This window comes from Streptomyces sp. NPDC006197 (assembly GCF_040613865.1).
Classification (GTDB): domain Bacteria; phylum Actinomycetota; class Actinomycetes; order Streptomycetales; family Streptomycetaceae; genus Streptomyces.
In genome coordinates this window covers 1-16,986 of the sequence record NZ_JBEXSZ010000169.1, presented here as the reverse complement: position 1 = coordinate 16,986, position 16,986 = coordinate 1, and the positions used below count along the sequence as shown (strand labels likewise).

Sequence of the window (16,986 nt, the reverse complement as noted above, 5' to 3'; positions counted from 1 at the left end):
TTCAGGAGCGGCTGGAGCCAGCGCTCCTTCTGCTCGGGGGTGCCGAACATGTGCAGCACCTCCATGTTGCCGGTGTCCGGCGCCGCGCAGTTCATCGCCGGGGGCGCCAGGTGGAGGCTGCGTCCGGAGATCTCCGCCAGCGGGGCGTACTGGAGGTTCGTCAGGCCGGCGCCGTCCTTGCCGGGGAGGCTGTGCTGGTCTACAAGAAAAAGGTTCCACAGCCCGCGCTTGCGGGCCTCGGAGCGCAGCTCCTTCAGGACCGGGACCGAGTCCCAGGCCCAGGGGTCGTCGAGTGCGGCGAGCTGGTCGTGGAAGACCGCCTCGGCCGGGTACACGTACTCGTCCATGAACTCGAGCAGGGACGCGCGCAGCTCCTCGGTCCTGGTGTCGAACCGGAATTCCATCAGTGCTTCTCCTTCAGTGCGCGAAGGCCGGCGTCGAGCAGCGGACCGATCGCCCCGCCGAGGGTCTCGAAGCCCTCCCCGACGGTCTGGCCGTGGAGGTGCCGGTAGTGGATGCCCTCGAGGATCACCGCGAGCTTGAACGCGGCCAGGCCCAGGTGGAAGCCGAACCGGGAGAGGTCCCGGCCGCTGCCCGCGGCGTACCGCTCGATCGTCTCGGCCTCGGTGAGGTAGCCGGGCGCGCCCGCGACGGTGCTGACGCCGGCGTCGTCGCCGGTGACCTCGCCGAGCCGGTTGTAGACGACCATCAGGGCGAGGTCGGACAGCGGGTCGCCGAGCGTCGCCATCTCCCAGTCGAGGACCGCCGTCGCCCGGTCGTCGTCGTCGACCAGCAGGTTGTCGAGCCGGTAGTCGCCGTGGACGATGCCGCTCGCCGACTCCGCGGGGACGTCCGCGGAGAGCCGGCGGTAGAGCTCCTCGGCGGCCGGGAGGTCCCTGCTGTACGAGGCGTCGAGCTGCTTCTTCCAGCGGCGGACCTGGCGCTCCAGATAGCCCTGGGGGCGCCCGAAGTCGGCGAGGCCGACGGCCGCCGGGTCCACCCGGTGCAGCGTGACGAGGGTGTCGACGAGCCGCTCCGAGATCCGCCGGGTGCGCTCCTCGCCGAGCGGGGCGAGCTCGGCCGCGAGCCGGTACGGGGTGCCGGAGCACTGCGCCATCACGTAGAACGGCGCTCCCAGGACGTCGGGGTCGTCGCAGAACCCGTACGTGTGCGGGACCGGGACCGAGGTGTCGCGCAGGGCGCTCATCACGCGGTACTCGCGGCCCATGTCGTGGGCGGTCGCGAGGACGTGCCCGAGGGGCGGCCGGCGGACGATCCAGGTGGCGGTGCCGTCGGTGACCCGGTACGTGAGGTTGGACCTGCCGCCGGCGATCAGCGTCGCCGACAGGTCGGAGCCGGCGCCGGGGACGTGCGCGCCCAGCCAGCCGCCGAGCCCGGCCAGGTCGAGGCCGGGCGGGGAGGGGTGCCGGCCGGCCGTCCCCTTCTCCGGTTCGGCGATGCCGTCGGACGTCCTCGGGGCGGTCATGCGGGGGCTCCGTTCGGGGTGGGGCGCAGCCCCGGGACGAGCGCGGCGAGGGCCGCGCGGGTGGAGGGGGCGTCGACGTGCAGATGGGCCCGCATCCCGACAGCTCGCGCGCCGAGCACGTTGGGCTCGGCGTCGTCGACGAAGACCGCGCTCCCGGCGGCGACGCCGAGGCGCGCGAGGGTCAGCTCGTAGATCGGGGCCGCCGGCTTGCGCAGGCCGACCTCGCCGGAGATGACGACGGGGTCGAGCAGCGCGTCGAGCCGCTCGCGCGGGTAGGTGTTGCCCCAGCTGTTGGACAGCAGGGCGACCCGGACGCCGAGCGCGCGCAGCTCCTCGACGAGCGTGAACATCGCCGGGTCGGGACGCATCCCGGCGAAGAGCCGGGAGAGCACGCCGACCGGTTCGACCGGCCGGCCGTCGACCGTGGTGAGTTCCGCGGCGAGGAGGGCGTCGAACTCCGCGACGGTCAGCTCGCCGGTCTCCAGGCGGTGGACCGGGGTGCCGGCGGGTGCGCCGCGGGACATCCAGGCCCTGAGGGTCCGGGAGAACGACGCCGGCTCGATGCCGTCGGCCTCGATCCAGGCGGCGATCGACTCCTTCACGGGCCCGGTGAGCACACCGCCGTAGTCGAGGACGACGGCCTCGACCGGTGCGGTCGGCGGGGCGCCGGCCCCGCTCATTCGGCTGCTCCGACGCGTGTGACGCCCCCGTCGACGACGACGGTCTGGCCGGTGAGCCAGGCGGCGTCCTCGGAGAGCAGGAAGGCGACGACGCCGCCGATGTCCTCGGGCTCGCCCAGCCGCTTGAGCGGGTAGCGGGCCGCGAGCTGCTCCTCGCGGCCCTCGTACAGGGCGGTGGCGAACTTCGTCTTGACGACGGCCGGCGCGACCGCGTTGACCCGGATGTCCGGGCCCAGTTCGACGGCCAGGAGCTCGGTCATCGAGATCAGCATCGCCTTGCTGGCGCCGTACATGCCGATCATGGGCGCGGGCTGGACGCCGGAGACCGAGGAGACGTTGACGACGGCGCCGCCGTGCTCCTTCATCCACGCGCCGTGGACCGTCTGGGTCCAGGAGAGGGTGGCGAGGCAGTTGATCTCGACGATCTTGCGGGCGGCCGCCAGGTCGAGCTCGATCATCGGGCCGTACACCGGGTTGATGCCGGTGTTGTTCACCAGCAGGTCCACGCTGCCGAACGCCTCGATCGCCTGGCGGACGGTGTCGGCCTGGTGCGCCTGGTCGTCGGCCTTGCCGGCGACGCCGAGGGCGTGCGCGGGACCGCCCAGGCCGGCGACCGCCTGGTCGAGCGTGTCCTTGGTGCGGCCGGTGATGACGACCCTGGCGCCTTCGGCGACGAGCCGCTCGGCGATGGCCAGGCCGATGCCGCGGCTGGCGCCGGTGACGATCGCGGTCTTTCCCTCGAAACGCTTCATGTCTTCCGTACTCCTTCTCGGTTCGGACGTGCTCAGCTCAGGCGCTCGACGACCATGGCCATGCCCATGCCGCCGCCGACGCACATGGACTCGACGCCGAACTGCTTGTCGTGCCACTGCAGGGAGTTGACGAGGGTGGCGGTGATGCGGGCGCCGGTCATGCCGAACGGGTGGCCGACGGCGATGGCGCCGCCGTTGACGTTGAGCTTCTCCAGCGGGATGCCGAGCTGTTGGGCGGAGCCGAGCGACTGCACGGCGAACGCCTCGTTGATCTCGTAGAGGTCGATGTCGTCGAGGCCGAGACCGGCGCTCTTCAGCGCGGCCGGGATGGCCTCGACCGGGCCGAGGCCCATGATCTCCGGGGAGAGCCCGGCGACGGCCGTGGACACGATCCGGGCGAGCGGGGTGAGGCCCAGCTCCCTGGCCCGGACGTCGCTCATGATCACCAGGGCGGCGGCGCCGTCGTTGAGGGGGCAGGCGTTGCCCGCGGTCACGGTGCCGTCGGGGCGGAAGACCGGCTTGAGCCCGCTGACGCCTTCGAGCGTGGTGCCGGGGCGGGGCCCGTCGTCGGTCGAGACGACGGAACCGTCGGGCAGGGTCACCGGGGTGATCTCGCGGGCCCAGAAGCCCTCCTCGATGCGCTGGACGGCGAGGTTCTGGCTGCGGACGGCGAACGCGTCCTGCTCCTGGCGGGACATGCCGATGGTCTGGGCGACGTTCTCCGCGGTCTGGCCCATCGCGATGTAGAGGTCCGGCAGCGCCCCGGTCTCGCGGGGGTCGGTCCACGCGGGCTCGCCGCCCTGCGCACGCTCGTCGGTGCGCCTGCCGGCGTCGCCGAAGGCCGGGTTGAGGATGTCGTGGCCCGGGATGTGGTCGCTCCGGGCGACCGAGACGATCACTGCTTCGGGCACGGAGACCTCCTTTTACATGCTAAGCGGTTGCTTACTCAAGGTGGGCCCACTGTGCAACGGGCGACGGACGGCCGTCAACAGGCGATCGGGGTGGGAGCGGAATGACTTATGTCATGTCGACAGGAGCCGCCCGGCGCCCGGTACGCGGCAACGGCGACGCCCGGGGGCAGGGGTCGACGGCGCCCGGGGACAGGGGCAGCACCGCCGGGGGGGCAGCGGTCAGCGGGCCGCGATGCCCGCGATGAACAGGTCGGCGAACGTACGGGCGACCTCGTCGGCCGAGGCCCCGCCCCCGGAGCGCCACCACATCGGCAGGTGGTGGACCGACCCGAAGCAGTAGTCGACGGCCAGCTCGGCGCTGACGTCGTCGCGGAACACCCCCTCGCGCTGCCCCTCGACGATGAGCGCCCGGAAGGTCTCGTGGTAGCGCCGGCGCTCCCGACGCACCTGCCGCTGGTTCTCCTCGGCGAGCTGGTGCAGCGACCGGAAGAAGATCGTGGCGCTCTGGAGGTTCTCGATCGTCGTCACCACGACGTCCACCACCGCCGCGTGGACGCGCTCCGCCACCGGCAGGTCCGTCGCCACCACGGCGTCGAGGCGCTCGGTCTGCATCCGCAGCACCCGCAGGTAGATCTCGTGGAGCAGGTCGTCCTTGGAGGGGAAGTAGTGGTACATGGCGCCCTTGGTGACCCCCGCGGCGCGCACCACGTCCTGCACCGACGTCCCGTCGAAGCCCTTCTCCGCGAAGAGCTCGAGGGCCGCGTCCAGCAACCGCTCAGGAACCGTACGGCCGTTGACGGTCGCCGGCGGCCGGCCCCTCCGGCGCCCCTCCGCTGTGGACACGGCCGATCCCCTAGCGGCGCCGCTTCGGGGCGTACGTCTCGAGGTACGCGGTCATCAGTCGGCGCGCCTCGTCGATCGTGGCCTCGTCGCCGGTCCGGGAGTTCTCGAAGGCGATGCCGAAGACCCGGCCGGAGGCCGCGTACCCCTCCTCGGCGAGGATCTGATCGGCGGCGTCCAGGATCGCCTGCGCACGCTTCATGCCGCGGCGCTGCACGGGTGCCGGGCGGGAAGCCACCTGTGCCGTCACCGGGTTCTCGACCATGAGTCGAGATTATCAGCCGGGCCGTACAAGATCATCGAAAGAGGAGCACCCTTCGACCGGCACCCGCTCCGGGGCTCGGGGGTCCTCACGGGACCCTGCCGGGACGGGAGGCCGGGCCCGGGGTCACTCGCCGGGCACGTCGCCGAAGACGTCTCCGAAGAGGTCGAGGCCCCCGTCGTCCGTGCCGATCGGGACCTCGGCCCAGATCGTCTTCCCCTCGCGCGTGTAGCGCGTCCCCCACTGGTCGGCGAGCTGGGCGACCAGGAAGAGTCCGCGGCCGCCCTCCTCGTCCGGCCGGGCCCGCCGCAGGTGCGGCGAGGTCTCGCGGCTGTCCGACACCTCGCAGATCAGTGCCCGGTCCTTGTCCCGCAGGAGCCGCAGGTCCACCGGCGGAGCCCCGTACCGGATGGCGTTGGTGACGAGTTCGCTGACGATCAGTTCGACGGCGAAGCCGACGGCGTCGAGGCCCCAGTGCTCCAGCTGCGCGTTCGCGGAGGCGCGGGCGCCGGCCACCTTCCCCGGGTCCGGGTCGATCCGCCAACCGGCCATGTGGTCCTCGGCCAGGGCGTGGACCCGGACCAGCAGAAGGGCCGCGTCGTCGCGCGCGTCGGCCGGCAGCCCGGACTCGACGATCCGGTCCCGGACCACGGCCGGTGGAAGACCCCGGTGCTCGCTCAGCATCCGGCACAGGCCGGCGACTCCGGCATCCGGATCGCGCTCGGCGCCCGTGACCAGCCCGTCCGTGAACAGCGCGAGGAGGCTGTTCTCGGCGATCTCGAACTCCGCGGACTCGAAAGGCAGGCCGCCGACGCCCAGGGGCAGGCCCACGGGCATGTCCAGGGGCTCGGCCGGCCCGCCGGGGGCCACCAGGACCGGCGGCAGATGGCCGGCGGTCGCCGCGGCGCACCGCCCGTGGACGGCGTCGTACACGAGGTACAGACATCGCGCGCCCACCGCCGGGTCCGTGCCGTCGGTCTCCTTCGGATCGACGCCGATGCGCGCCTGCCCGACGAGGTCGTCGAGTCTGCTGAGGAGCTCCTCGGGCGCGAGGTCGAGCGCGGCCAGCGCGCGCACGGTCGTCCGCAGCCTGCCCATCGTGACGGCGGCGTGCAGCCCGTGGCCCACCACGTCGCCCACCACGAGCCCGACGCGGGCACCGGACAGCGGGATCACGTCGTACCAGTCGCCGCCGACCCCCGTGGGCCCCGTGCTGGGGACGTAGTGGTGGGCGGTCTCCACCGCCGTGTGCTCGGGCAGCTCCTGCGGGAGCAGATTGCGCTGGAAGAGCAGGGCGGTGGCGCGTTCCCGGGCGTAGCGCCGGCCGTTGTCGACGCACACCGCCGTGTGGGCGACCAGCTCGGCGGCCAGGGCGCGGTCGGCGTCGGTGAAGGGGTCCCGCTGGGCGGTGCGCAGCAGGGTGACCGTCCCGAGCCTCGCGGCCCCGGCCGTCAGGGGAAGGACGAGCCGCCTGCCGTCGGCGCGGGTCTCTCCCGTGGGCGCACCGTCGTGACCTGCGGCGTTTCCGCGGGTGACCCGGCGGAAGGGGGTCGACGCGCCCCAGGGGCCGGGTTCCTCGCCCGCGAGTACGGACTCGGCCAGGTCGATCCGTGCCGCGTCCGTGAGATCGGGGACGACCACGGTGACGAGTTCCTCGCACGTGCGGACCCCGTCCAGTGTCGTCCCGATGCCGGAGGAGCGGCTCAGCAGCTCCAGGCGTCGTTGTGCCTCGTAGCGCTCGGTGATCTCGAAGGCCGATTCGCCCACGCCCAGGTTGTGGCCGGTGACGTCCTGCAGGCGGAAGTAGGAACAGGACCAGACGTGCCGGCGGGTGGGAGGTTCGCCCGGCAGGGAGCTCCGGTAGTGGAGGTCGATCACGGGTTCGCCGGTGCGGAGGACGTGGTCGATCACCGATTCGAGCGAGCGGCCGTGCGGTCCCGGGGAGATGATCTCCCCGTCGGGGAGGAGGTCCCGCACCTGGAGGCCGAAGTAGTCGTCGCGCCCGATGCCGAACGCGGTTTCCGTCGCGGGGTTGACCCATTTCACACGGGCGTCCGCGTCGATCACGGTCAGTGAGATCGGCGACTGGGCGGAGAGGCCGGCCAGCATGGCCTGGTCGGTCGCCCAGCGTTCCATCCGCTCGGCCTCGACGGACACGACGCCCCAGGCCGCGGTGGTCGGCCGGGCTCCGGCGGGTCCCAGCCGCAGGACGTACAGCACCACGTGCGCGACGCTCCCGTCGCGCCTGCGCAGGGCCCGCTTCTCGCCCCAGGAGCCGGCGGGCCGGTCGGGGGCGAAGAGGGGGCGTCCGTCGGCGGGGACGAAGCACGCGCGGGCCGGCTTCCCGAGGACCTCGTCGGCCGGGTACCCGTAGAGCTCCTGGGCCCCGGCGTCCCAGCCGATGATCTCGCCCCGGTGGTCGAGGACGGCGGTGGCCATGGTCCCCAGGCTGAAGGGAGTGTCGAGGTACCGCTCTCCTGCCCCGGGCGTTGTCATGGCGGCCTCCCGACGGACGCCCCCTTCGTCAGGCTACTCTGCGTAGGCGAGAGGGCGCTCGGCTGATCGGGAACACGATCCTGGCGAAGCACCGCGGTCCCAGTGCCCGGAGTCCACGGCGGCCCAGGAGCAGGTTTTCCCCGCCGGTCTTCCCCGTCGGGGGACGTCCGGCGGCTCGGCCCCGTTCACCGTGCCGAGCACGGGCGGCCTCGACGCGACCGTGGAGGCCGCGTCGGCACGGCCTTCGTCACCGTGGCCGCCGCCGACGAGCCCGGGCTGCCGTCCGACGGCGTCACGCGGTCCGGGTCCTCCCGGCACCGATTCAGCCGTCGGCCTCGGGCTGGTCCCGGGAGGAGCTGTCGGACGCGGGCCGCAGCTGGACGCAGCACTCGCCGGGGGTCGGGGCGAGGACGGCTTCCACGCCCGAGACCTCCAGTCCCTGGAGGTAGTTGGCGAGGAAGGCGTGGTTCATGCCGCAGACCAGCTCGGGGGCCTTGGCCGCGAGGGGGTGGAACGGGCAGTTGCGCAGCCTCACCTCGGTCGGGTTCTCACGGACGGGCTCGAACCCGTAGGCCTCAAGCATCTGCTCGCACAGCGTCAGACCGCGCTCCGCGCCGAGCCGTCCGGGCCGGCCGGCCTCGCGTTCGCCCTCCCCGAGCCGGCGTCCGCGTCGGCCCGCCGCCGTCACAGCGGCTTCGGCGGCACTGCCGCCGGCGCTCTGGGCGAGGACGGCCTCCAGGAGCAGGTCGGCCAGCAACTGGTGGCGGCGCTCGGGGATCGAGACCGTGATCTGGGCATCGGTCGGTTCGTAGACCTTGGGCTGGCGTCCGACCCTGCGCACCGCTCCGGGCGTGCCGTAGCGGGCGCGCAGCAGACCGGCGTCGACGAGCTTGTCGAGGTGGAACGCGGCGAGCTTGCGTGAGATGCCCACGCTCGCGGCGGCCTCGTCGCGGGTCACCGGACGGCCCGCACGCCGGATGAAGGCGAACATCCGGCGCCGGGACTCCTCGCCCAGGACGCTCACGGACCGGATGCGGTCGGCCGGGGCCGTAGCCGTGCTCTCGCTGCTCTCGTCACTGGTCACGCGGTCACGATAACTCCCAAGGGTGAAGGCCGGCCCGTGTGCGCGGGTCTGTGGCCTGGCTGTCTTGACGGAAGGGCGGAATAAAGACAAGACTTGTTGGTGAAAAGCGGAGAGGAGCCGAGCATGCTCAGCGCACAGCAGTCGCAGGCGAAACGGCCGGTCAGCGCGGCGCTCGCCGGCCCGTACGGCCATCCGTTCCATCCGATCCTGGTGACCGTCCCGATCGGCGCCTGGGTGGCGAGCCTGGTCTTCGACGTCGCGTCGCTCGTGGTGCACGATCCGGGTTTCCTGACGCGGGGCTCGATGTGGCTGATCGCCGTGGGCGTGCTCGGTGCGCTGGCGGCGGCGACGGTCGGGTTCCTCGATCTGTTCGCCATCCCTCCGGGCACCCCTGCGATGCGCACCGCCCTCGTGCACATGACGCTGAACCTCCTGGTGACCGGCGCCTACATCGGCGGGTTCTTCTGGCGGCGCGCCGCCGGGACGGCCGGCAGCGTCGGCACGGGGACGCTCGCGCTGTCCGCGGCGAGCCTCCTCGTCCTGGGGGTGTCCGGCTTCCTCGGCGGCAAGCTCGCCTACCGCTACGGCGTGCGGGTCGCCGACGAGGCCACCCAGGCCGACGGCTACACCCGTACCGGCACGGGCGGGGAACGCCCCGGCCGCTCCCGCTGAACCGACCCGACCACTTCCTGGAGTCCTCGTGGACATCGCAGCTCTCGTCACCTGGCTGATCACCGCGCTCGGCGGCTTCTTCATGCTGGGGGTGTGGATCCGGCGCGGCGGCGTGCGTCAGCAGCGCACCGGCACCAGCCGGCTGCCCGCACCCGTGCTCTTCGGGCACTTCGTGCTCGCCGCCGTCGGCCTGGTGGTGTGGATCGTCTACCTCGCCGTCGACAGGACGGCCCTGGCCTGGACCGCCTTCGGCCTGCTGGTGCCGGTCGCGCTGCTCGGCTTCGTCATGCTGGCGCGCTGGCTGCCGGTCCTGCGCGCCGGCACGGCGGGCACCCCCGCGGACGCGGAGGCGCCGGCCGAGCGGCACTTCCCGGTGCCGGTCGTCATCGGCCACGGCCTGTTCGCCGTCGCGACCGTGCTCCTGGTCCTGCTCACCGCCCTGGGCGTCGGAGACGGCTGACCGGATCCCTCTCCAAGTCGTCGTACGCAGTGAGGTGGAGACGGAGGACCTCCGGTGCGAGCTCCCAGCCCTTTGCGTCCGCCGCGCGGGGAAGCCCGGTGTCGAGGAGGAACTCGTCGGCGTACGGCCCCACCACGTCCCGGTAGTCGTCGTCGCTGCGGTCGTCCACCGCACGCTCGTTCAGCACGGGAGCCGTCCGTGCCGGGAACGGCTCCCGGCCTCGACGAGTTCGCCCCGTACAACAGCCCGACCGGACCGGTCGGCGACCTCCGCGCCCTCCTGGAGGGACCGTTGTGCCGCCTCTCCCTCCGGCCGCCCTCACCCGGTGCCGGCAGTGCCCAGCAGGCTGTCGATCACTTCGCGCGCCGCCCGCTCGCCGGATTCGATCGCGCCCTCGACGTACCCCGCGTGCTCCTCGGCGGTCTCGGTCCCGGCCCAGTGGATGTCGCCGACCGGGTCGGACGGCATGGGGAAGTATCCGGCGCGGCTTCCTGGGAGGGGCAGCGCCGCGTAGCCGCCGCCGACGTGTTCGTCGAGGTGCCACGGCTTCTCGTGCCAGCTCACCGGTTCGAGGACCTCGGGTCCCAGGTGGGCGACGAGCGGACGGAGCAGGGCCCGGCGGCGGTCGTCGACGTCCAGCCGGTCCAGCTCCCGGGCCTCCGGCCCGGCCACGAGGACGCACAGGTGGCCCGGGCCGCCGGGCAGCGAGGTGTCGAACAGCGCGCGACCGGGCTTGTCCAGGAACACGGCCTCGGCCTGGCGCTTCCGCTCCCGCCAGAAAGGCCGTTCGTAGACCGCGATCGCCTTGTGGACCGAGCCCATGTAGGTGTTCTGTTCGAGTTCGGTCCTGTTCGCGGGGAGCGGTGGGTCGTAGACGATCCGGGCGGACATCGGCGGCGGGACGGAAACGATCGCCTTGGCGGCCTGGACGTCGCCGTACGCGGTGTGCAGGGTGACGCCGCCGCTGTGACGACGGATCGAGGTGACCCGACGACCGGTCAGCAGCCGCGGCCCCAGTTCGGCGGCCAGCCTCTCCGTCAGCGTCCCCGCCCCCTCGGCGATCAACCCCTCCTGGGCTCCGCCCCTCGTCGACAGCATGGCGGCCAGGCCGCCCTGGTGACGGACCGTCGCGGCGAAGGCATGCATCGAATAGCGGTCGGGATCCGACGTCGTGGAGACGGCGACGAGCACCTCGAGCAGTCTCCGCACCTTGCGGCCCGGCACCTTGCGCAGCCATGCCTCGACCGTCTGCGACTCCCACCCCCGGGGCGCTCCGAGCCTCGACCTGATCTCCCATGACAGCAGGACCGCGTTGGCCGTCAGCATGACCGGGCCGCACACCGCAAGCTTCCGGTTCCCCGCGATGACGTCGGGGCGCTTCGGCGTGTGCATCGGGAACAGCGTGGTGCCGAGTTCGGCCGCCAGGGCGATGAACCGGCGGTGGTCATGGCCCACCCACTGGCCGCCCACATCGAGCCGCGACCCCAAGGGGGACGTCTCGGCCATCATCCGTCCGCCCGGCCGGTCGGCGGACTCCAGCACGAGGACGTCGATGCCCTGACGGTGGAGTGCCCGGGCCGCGATCAGCCCTGACATGCCGGCACCGACCACCGCCACGGTGGTGGCCGTCGACCGGTCGTTCTCGCTGCGTGTGCTGCCCTGTGCCTGCGGGCCCATGTTCGTCCTCCAGATTGCCGGCCGGTGCTCGCCATGACGGCCGCCGGCGCGACACGGCATTCCGGCGGCACGGCCCGATCCGAATGACGAAGTCGGACGTCCGTCCGAGAAAGGTAGAGCCGACACTCACCTGAGGCAAGGGTGAGACCCGCTTTCCGTGCGGCTACCGGGGGTGGATCACGGGCGTGTCACGCGGAGCGCCCCGTGGCGCCGCGCGGCACCGCCCGGGGGTCGGCGAACAGGACGAGCATGTCCAGCGCGTGGTGGAGGTCGCGGCGGGCGCGTTCGGGGTCGGGGTTGGCCACGTACTGCAGGATCAGGCCGTCGATCTGGGCGAGGGCGAGGCGTCCGAGCGTGTCGAATCCGACGGCGCACCGCTCTCCCGCGGCCTGCGCCGCCCGCTCGCAGAACCGGGTGACGACAGAGCTGTAGCGGTCGTACTGGAGCCGGGCCAGCCCCCCTTCGACCTCGCTGCGCACGGAGTACGTGGCGAGCTCGTACTGCATGAGCTGCAGGCCGACATGGCCCTCGACCAGCTTGCCCCAGAAGGCGGTGAGCCCCTGTCGGAGGGCGTGCTCCATGCCGCGGTCGAGTTCTCCCTCGGCCGCCAGGGCGTCCGAGATGTCACGGGTGACGCCGGCGATGACGGCGTGAAGCAGCTTGTCCTTGCTCGGGAAGACGTAGTGCAGTGTGCCCAGGGGGATGCCCGCCTCGGCGGCGACGGCACGCAGGGTCGTCGCCGGGACGCCCACCTCACTCAGCACTCGGATAGCCGCCGCGACGATCTGCTCCTCGCGTTCCGCCGCCCTGACGTAGGCCACTGTCGCCTCTCTCCCTCGCTCCGCCGGTACTTCTGTCCGCGCAACTCTTGCACGCCATTGTGACGCGCCCTAGATTCAAGTCGGACAACCGACCGAATCTGGAGTGTCGAGATGACGAGAAGTGGCGAAATGACGAGTTCCGACATCGTGGTGATCGGGGCCGGGCTCGCCGGGCTCACCGCCGCCCGGGCCATCCGCGCCGCCGGCCGCAGCGTGACGGTGCTGGAGGCGCGCGATCGGGTCGCGGGCCGCAACCTCGGCCACCACCTGGTCAACGGGGTGCCGGTCGAAATGGGCGGCCAGTGGATCGGCCCCACCCAGACCGAAGTACTCAAGTTGATCACCGAGTTCGGCCTGGAGACGTTCCCGACCTACGACGCCGGCTCAGCGGTGACCCTCTACGACGGAACGCCGACCACGTACTCCGACGAGACCTTCGGCCTCTCCGAGGAGGCGGCGGTCGAGGTCGGCCGACTGCAAGGAGAGCTCGAGGCGCTCGCCGGCACGGTGTCGCTGTCCTCGCCCTGGTTGTCGCCCCAGGCGGCCGAGCTCGACCGGAAGACGGTGGACGAGTGGCTGCGTACCAAAACCGACAACGCCGAGGCACTGGCGTTCTGGGCCGCCGTCGTCCCGGCGCTGTTCTCCGCCGAGCCGGCCGAGATGTCCCTGCTGCACTTCCTCTTCTACATCAGGTCGGGGGGCATGATCGGCAGTCTCGTCGCGACCACCGGCGGAGCACAGGAGCTACGGGTCGTCGGTGGCACCCACCAGATCTCGGAGCGCCTGGCGGAGACGCTGGGGGACGCGGTCCGGCTCAGCTCCCCGGTCCGGAAGATCTCCCACGGCGGGGACGGGGTGCGGGTCCACTTCGACGGCGGTGAGATCAGTGCGCAGCGCGTCATCGTGGCGATCCCGCCCACGCTCGCCGGCCGCCTCACGTACGAACCCGCGCTTCCCGCCGCCCGCGACGGCCTCACCCAGCAGATTCCGATGGGCTCGGTGATCAAGGTGCAGGTCGCGTACCCGACCCCGTTCTGGCGCGAAGCAGGTCTCAGCGGCTTCTCCTTCAACCTGGACGACGCGCTGAGCGTCACCCTCGACAACTCGCCGCCGGACGCCTCGTGCGGTGTCGTCGTCGGGTTCTTCGAGGGTGCGCACGCCCGCTACGCGGCTCGCATGTCGCCCGAGGAGCGTCGTGCCTCGGCGGTCGCCGCGCTGGTGAAGCTGTTCGGCCCCGACGCCCGGCAGCCGATCGACTACGCCGAGCAGAACTGGATGGAGGAGGAATACACCCGAGGCTGTTACGGCGGCCGACTGGGGGCCGGTGTGTGGACGCAGTACGGCGCCGCACTCGCCGAGCCGGTGGGACGCATCCACTGGGCCGGCGCGGAGACCTCCGATGTGTGGAACGGCTACATGGACGGCGCCGTCCGTTCCGGCCACCGAGCGGCGGCGGAAGTACTCGCCCACCTGGAAGCGTGAGCGTCGACATGAACACTGCGAACGGCAACGCGCCGTCGCTCGACACGCTGGTCGAGGAGCTACGCCGTGGCGAGGAGACCTGGGCGACCCTGTCGCTGGGCGCGCGCCGCGGCCTGCTCGCGGCACTGTCGGCGGCACTGCAGCAGCACGCCCAGGAGTGGGTCGACGTCGCCTGCGCGATCAAGGGACTGGACCCCGGGTCCCAGCTCACCGGCGAGGAGTGGATCAGCGGGCCCTACGCCGTACTCAGCGGTGTCGGAGCCTTGTCCGCGACGCTTGCCGCCCTCGACGCCGGACACAGCCCGCTCGACGGCTTCCACCTCTCACGGGCTCCCGGTGACCGGGTCGCGGTCCGGGTCCTCCCCCATGACCTGTTCGACCGGCTCCTGCTCAACGGCTTCACCGCCGAGGTCTGGTCCGAGCCGGGCGTGACGGCCGACCGGCTGCGGAAGACCGCGGGGCTCGGCCAGCGCACGCCGAAGGAGACCGGCGGTGTCGGTCTCGTCCTCGGGGCGGGCAACATCTTCTCGATCGCGCCGCTCGACACGCTCTACGAGCTGTTCGCCCACAACCGAGTCGTGCTGCTCAAGCTGAACCCGATCACGGACCCGCTGCTGCCGGTACTGACCAAGGTGTTCGCCCGCTTCATCGAGCTGGGCCTCCTGCGGATCGTCACCGGTGGCGTCGACGTCGGGTCGGCGGCGGTGGCACATCCGGGGATCGGCCACGTGCACATCACCGGCAGCGTCAGGTCCCACGACGTCATCGTGTTCGGCCCCGGTGAGGAAGGCCGGGCCCGGCAGGCCCGCGGTCACGTGCTGCTGGACAAGCCGATCACCAGCGAGCTGGGCGGTGTCTCGCCGACGATCGTGGTCCCGGAAAAGTGGTCGAAGCGCGATCTCGCCTTCCAGGCGGAGCACATCGTCACCCAGAAGCTCCACAACAACGGATACAACTGCGTCGCGTCCCAGGTGCTCGTGCTGAGCAGCGACTGGCCCCAGAAGGAGGACTTCCTCGAAGCGCTGCGCGAGGCCTTCACCAGGGCGGTGGCGCGGCCCGCCTACTACCCGGGCAGCGACGCCCGTTGCGCGGCCGCGGTGAAGGACCACCCCGGCACCGCCCGGCAGGTCGCGGACGGCTCCCGTGTGCTCGTCGAGGGGATCCCCGCCGACGACGACATCGCCTTCACCGAGGAGTACTTCGCCCCCGTCCTGGCCGTGACCAGCCTCCCCGGGCAGGAACGGGAGTTCCTCGACCGCGCCGTCGCCTTCGCCAACGACCGGCTGTCGGGAACCCTCGGCGCGAACGTCGTGGCGCACCCTCGCGCCATCCGTGCACTGGGCGCCGACTTCACCCGGTTCATCGCCGATCTGCGGTACGGCACGGTCGCGGTCAACGCGTGGACCGGTGTCGGCTACCTGACCGCCCGCGCCCCCTGGGGCGCGTTCCCCGGCCACACCCTCCAGGACGCGCAGAGCGGCATCGGCATCGTCCACAACGGGCTCCTGCTGGACGGCACCGAACGGACCGTCGTGCACGGACCGTTCCGCCCCTTCCCTCGGTCGGTGCTCACCGGCCGGCTCACCCTGTCGCCGCGGCCGCCGTGGTTCGTCACCAACCGCACCGCGGCAGGCACCGGACGCCGACTCACGGCCTTCGCCGGCCGCCCCGGGTGGACGAAGCTGCCCGGCATCTTCGCCTCCGCGCTGCGCGGATAGGCGATCAGACCGCCGGAACCCCGTCGAGATCCACCTTGAGTGCCGAGACCGAGAACTGTTCGACTGACACCAGGCATCGAAGCTTCCGAAGCACATGAGGTGAGAGCGGAGAGATGACGGACGACACTGACGCGCGGAGTGCCGCGGACGTCGTGGCCGAGGAATGGCGTCTTCTCCTCGGAGGGAGTCACGACCTGATCGACGCGGAAACCGTCCGCGCGGCTTATGCACAGCCGCAGCTGCGACAGCTCTTCCCCCTGGTCAGTCACGGAGTCATGTACTTCAGTGGCCGCGCCGGGATGCCGGCCGCCCATGTCGGGGGGCAGGTCTACCCGCGGGGCCCCGACGGACGGTTCTGGGTGCGCGGGCCCAAGGGCGTGGGGACCGTCGGCAGGACGGAGACCCTGGAGGAGGCGTTCGCGCTGGTCGTCGCCAACCTCCCGGAAGGACGCGGGCCGGCCGTGCTCGGAGACGACCGGGGCGACCGCGACACCTGCGGGAACGACCGAACAGGGGCACCCCGATCCACCGGCTCCTGACCCTTCCCGCGCCCATCAAGCAGCGGCTCCCCAGGGCCTGCGAAACGAGTGACCCCAAAACGGTCAAGGGGCCGTTTCGGATTGCTCCGAAACGGCCCCTTGACCTGCGACTCCTTCGAACCGGTGCCGCATACGTATGGACCGACGACCCCCACGGGCGTTTCACCAGCCGCGCCTCCCAGGCCAACCTCGCAGGCACTGTGGAGGAAGCCGTCTGCCGCGAACTCATGGAAGAGTTCAGGGGAGCGCCTGGACGACCTGGCCTGCCCTGGTGAGGAAGACGGCGCCGACGCTGTCGCCTCCCCCGCCGCCGGAGCCGGGCCCGGAGGCGACGAAGAGCAGCAGGCTCCGGCAGGCCCCGCGGAGCGTGACGCAGTGCGTGGGTGCCTCGAACCACCGGACGGGCCGCGCAGCACCGGCCCTGCCTGAATTCACCAGGAGGGCCGGTGGGCCGGGTGTCCCTGAGGAAAGCCGCTCCGAGGGTTCCGTCAGAACGCGAAGACCGTCCCGTCCGCCGTACGGGCCCGCAGCTCGCACGCGTTGCCGTAGGTCGCCGACCAGGTGACGCGCCGGCCCTGCCAGACGCCGTCACCGGTGATCGTGACCGGGTTCCACTCGCGCGTACAGGGGCGGCCCTCCCGTAAACCCGTCAGGCTCGTGAAGTCGCCGTCCACGGAGGCCAGTTCCCCGCAGGCCGCCTCCGGCGCGGGGTGGCTGCCGGACGGTACGGGGGCGCAGGTCAGAGTGACCGCGCGGACGACGGTGTCGGTCGCCGGGTGCGCGCCCTCGCTGACGGTGAGCACGAGCGCCGACGGCGCGTAGAGGCTCGCGGGCGCCGCCTCGGCGGTGTCGGCGCCGGTGAAGGCGGTGCCGACGAGCGCGAGGCCGGTCGCGGTGGCGAACGCGGTGGCGCCAAGGGTACGGAAGTAGCGCACGGAGGTGTCCCTTCGTGGGGTGACGGGGGTGGTGCGAGCCGATCGGCTGCGCACCGGAGTCTTGTCGACGCGGAGGGTGATCGCACACGTGGCCGCAACTTTCCGGCCGCGCTTTCGACAAAGGCCTACCGACCGATCGTTCGGCCAGTTGAGAGGCGGTGTTCCGGTACC

General features: G+C 72.0%; 18 protein-coding genes and 1 pseudogene. 5 read left to right on the top strand and 14 right to left on the bottom strand.

Features of this window, described 5'->3' with window-relative positions; translation table 11 throughout:
* The 9 genes and pseudogenes from ABZ318_RS34370 to ABZ318_RS34330 form a co-directional block, all read right to left on the bottom strand.
* Window positions 1–404, bottom strand: a 404-nt coding sequence (locus ABZ318_RS34370) for an acyl-CoA dehydrogenase family protein (protein ID WP_356906365.1), incomplete at its 3' end; no start/stop codon positions are given.
* Window positions 404–1,486: a phosphotransferase family protein gene (locus tag ABZ318_RS34365; protein ID WP_356906364.1), complete on the bottom strand. Its 1,083-nt coding sequence runs from the start codon at window positions 1,484–1,486 to the stop codon at window positions 404–406. The genes ABZ318_RS34365 and ABZ318_RS34370, both read right to left, overlap by 1 nt.
* Window positions 1,483–2,166 carry an HAD family phosphatase gene (locus tag ABZ318_RS34360; RefSeq protein WP_356906363.1) on the bottom strand — a complete coding sequence of 228 codons (684 nt, stop codon included), beginning with the start codon at window positions 2,164–2,166 and terminating at the stop codon, window positions 1,483–1,485. The genes ABZ318_RS34365 and ABZ318_RS34360 overlap by 4 nt, the downstream gene beginning before the upstream one ends.
* Entirely contained in the window at window positions 2,163–2,918 is a 756-nt protein-coding gene (locus ABZ318_RS34355) for an SDR family oxidoreductase (RefSeq protein WP_356906362.1), read from the bottom strand. The genes ABZ318_RS34360 and ABZ318_RS34355 overlap by 4 nt, the downstream gene beginning before the upstream one ends.
* A 32-nt stretch (window positions 2,919–2,950) precedes the next feature.
* Window positions 2,951–3,796: pseudogene (locus ABZ318_RS34350) on the bottom strand (acetyl-CoA C-acyltransferase); the annotation flags it as partial.
* A gap of 252 nt (window positions 3,797–4,048) precedes the next feature.
* A complete protein-coding gene (locus ABZ318_RS34345) occupies window positions 4,049–4,672 on the bottom strand; it encodes a TetR/AcrR family transcriptional regulator (RefSeq protein ID WP_356906361.1) in 624 nt (207 codons plus the stop codon).
* 10 nt (window positions 4,673–4,682) lie between these two features.
* Complete coding sequence (locus tag ABZ318_RS34340; RefSeq protein ID WP_356906360.1) at window positions 4,683–4,934, bottom strand: hypothetical protein; 252 nt, start codon at window positions 4,932–4,934, stop codon at window positions 4,683–4,685.
* 123 nt (window positions 4,935–5,057) lie between these two features.
* Window positions 5,058–7,427, bottom strand: a complete 2,370-nt coding sequence (locus ABZ318_RS34335; protein ID WP_356906359.1) for a SpoIIE family protein phosphatase — start codon at window positions 7,425–7,427, stop codon at window positions 5,058–5,060.
* A gap of 322 nt (window positions 7,428–7,749) precedes the next feature.
* Window positions 7,750–8,511 carry a helix-turn-helix domain-containing protein gene (locus ABZ318_RS34330; RefSeq protein ID WP_356906358.1) on the bottom strand — a complete coding sequence of 254 codons (762 nt, stop codon included), beginning with the start codon at window positions 8,509–8,511 and terminating at the stop codon, window positions 7,750–7,752.
* Window positions 8,512–8,634: 123 nt separating this feature from the next.
* Between ABZ318_RS34330 and ABZ318_RS34325 the strand changes: the two genes are divergently transcribed.
* Together ABZ318_RS34325 and ABZ318_RS34320 are read left to right on the top strand one after the other, a co-directional pair.
* Entirely contained in the window at window positions 8,635–9,183 is a 549-nt protein-coding gene (locus tag ABZ318_RS34325; RefSeq protein WP_356906357.1) for a DUF2231 domain-containing protein, read from the top strand.
* A 28-nt stretch (window positions 9,184–9,211) separates the two neighbouring features.
* Window positions 9,212–9,643, top strand: coding sequence for a hypothetical protein (locus ABZ318_RS34320; protein ID WP_356906356.1), 432 nt, complete (start codon window positions 9,212–9,214; stop codon window positions 9,641–9,643).
* Here ABZ318_RS34320 and ABZ318_RS34315 read toward each other — a convergent pair.
* The 3 genes from ABZ318_RS34315 to ABZ318_RS34305 form a co-directional block, all read right to left on the bottom strand.
* The gene (locus tag ABZ318_RS34315) at window positions 9,615–9,830 is read right to left on the bottom strand and encodes a hypothetical protein (RefSeq protein WP_356906355.1); all 216 of its coding nucleotides are present in this window, start codon (window positions 9,828–9,830) and stop codon (window positions 9,615–9,617) included. The genes ABZ318_RS34320 and ABZ318_RS34315 overlap by 29 nt on opposite strands.
* Before the next feature lie 131 nt (window positions 9,831–9,961).
* A complete protein-coding gene (locus ABZ318_RS34310) occupies window positions 9,962–11,320 on the bottom strand; it encodes an FAD-dependent oxidoreductase (RefSeq protein WP_356906354.1) in 1,359 nt (452 codons plus the stop codon).
* A 188-nt stretch (window positions 11,321–11,508) separates the two neighbouring features.
* Window positions 11,509–12,141 (bottom strand): TetR/AcrR family transcriptional regulator, encoded by a 633-nt coding sequence (locus ABZ318_RS34305; protein WP_356906353.1) that lies wholly within the window; start codon window positions 12,139–12,141, stop codon window positions 11,509–11,511.
* 129 nt (window positions 12,142–12,270) lie between these two features.
* Between ABZ318_RS34305 and ABZ318_RS34300 the strand changes: the two genes are divergently transcribed.
* The 3 genes from ABZ318_RS34300 (at window position 12,271) to ABZ318_RS34290 (ending at window position 15,880) form a co-directional block, all read left to right on the top strand.
* Window positions 12,271–13,623, top strand: coding sequence for a flavin monoamine oxidase family protein (locus tag ABZ318_RS34300; protein WP_356906352.1), 1,353 nt, complete (start codon window positions 12,271–12,273; stop codon window positions 13,621–13,623).
* An 8-nt stretch (window positions 13,624–13,631) separates the two neighbouring features.
* On the top strand, window positions 13,632–15,341 hold the full coding sequence (locus tag ABZ318_RS34295; protein WP_356906351.1) for an aldehyde dehydrogenase family protein: 1,710 nt from the start codon (window positions 13,632–13,634) through the stop codon (window positions 15,339–15,341).
* Between the two features lie 113 nt (window positions 15,342–15,454).
* Entirely contained in the window at window positions 15,455–15,880 is a 426-nt protein-coding gene (locus ABZ318_RS34290) for a DUF6193 family natural product biosynthesis protein (protein ID WP_356906350.1), read from the top strand.
* Between the two features lie 237 nt (window positions 15,881–16,117).
* Here the strand turns inward: ABZ318_RS34290 and ABZ318_RS34285 are convergent, their stop codons facing one another.
* Entirely contained in the window at window positions 16,118–16,315 is a 198-nt protein-coding gene (locus tag ABZ318_RS34285) for a hypothetical protein (RefSeq protein ID WP_356906349.1), read from the bottom strand.
* Window positions 16,316–16,368: 53 nt separating this feature from the next.
* Complete coding sequence (locus ABZ318_RS34280; RefSeq protein ID WP_356906348.1) at window positions 16,369–16,815, bottom strand: SSI family serine proteinase inhibitor; 447 nt, start codon at window positions 16,813–16,815, stop codon at window positions 16,369–16,371.
* Window positions 16,816–16,986 lie beyond the last annotated feature (171 nt).

Bases quoted from the DNA above. Each gene is read 5' to 3' on its own strand.
- ABZ318_RS34365 (WP_356906364.1), bottom strand. From the start codon at position 1,486: ATGACCGCCCCGAGGACGTCCGACGGCATCGCCGAACCGGAGAAGGGG.
- ABZ318_RS34360 (WP_356906363.1), bottom strand. From the start codon at position 2,166: ATGAGCGGGGCCGGCGCCCCGCCGACCGCACCGGTCGAGGCCGTCGTC.
- ABZ318_RS34355 (WP_356906362.1), bottom strand. From the start codon at position 2,918: ATGAAGCGTTTCGAGGGAAAGACCGCGATCGTCACCGGCGCCAGCCGC.
- ABZ318_RS34340 (WP_356906360.1), bottom strand. From the start codon at position 4,934: ATGGTCGAGAACCCGGTGACGGCACAGGTGGCTTCCCGCCCGGCACCC.
- ABZ318_RS34335 (WP_356906359.1), bottom strand. From the start codon at position 7,427: ATGACAACGCCCGGGGCAGGAGAGCGGTACCTCGACACTCCCTTCAGC.
- ABZ318_RS34325 (WP_356906357.1), top strand. From the start codon at position 8,635: ATGCTCAGCGCACAGCAGTCGCAGGCGAAACGGCCGGTCAGCGCGGCG.
- ABZ318_RS34310 (WP_356906354.1), bottom strand. From the start codon at position 11,320: ATGGGCCCGCAGGCACAGGGCAGCACACGCAGCGAGAACGACCGGTCG.
- ABZ318_RS34300 (WP_356906352.1), top strand. From the start codon at position 12,271: ATGACGAGTTCCGACATCGTGGTGATCGGGGCCGGGCTCGCCGGGCTC.
- ABZ318_RS34295 (WP_356906351.1), top strand. From the start codon at position 13,632: ATGAACACTGCGAACGGCAACGCGCCGTCGCTCGACACGCTGGTCGAG.
- ABZ318_RS34290 (WP_356906350.1), top strand. From the start codon at position 15,455: ATGACGGACGACACTGACGCGCGGAGTGCCGCGGACGTCGTGGCCGAG.